1 protein-coding gene is annotated in these 299 nt (G+C 51.2%); it reads left to right on the forward strand.

The features are described from left to right. Window positions 1–193 (forward strand): hypothetical protein (locus tag D0T57_RS15575; RefSeq protein ID WP_163274373.1); only part of this gene is annotated, 193 nt, incomplete at its 5' end. Window positions 194–299 lie beyond the last annotated feature (106 nt).

The following is a 299-nucleotide window of genomic DNA, read 5'->3' on the forward strand; positions in this document are numbered from 1 at the left end:
GATAGGCATTATCGCCGCCGCATTTTCGAGTGCCGATTCGGCATTAACGGCTTTGACTACCACCACTTGCGTGGATTTGCTGAACGTGGAAAAGCAAGCCAGCAAACGCCGCAAAACGCTCGAACGCGAATTGGAATGGGTGCGTATGGCACCTAAAGCCCGCCATGCCAAAATTCACCGTCAGGGTATCTAGTGTCGAAATCGAGGATTATATTACGCTGGTCGCGGAAATGTTCCATCTTGCCTGCTCCCCCCGATGCTATGATAGGTATGCTTAGCATCTCCGACAATTTGCAGAG

Origin of the sequence: Dysgonomonas sp. 511 (assembly GCF_010501105.1) — a bacterium.
GTDB lineage: Bacteria > Bacteroidota > Bacteroidia > Bacteroidales > Dysgonomonadaceae > Dysgonomonas.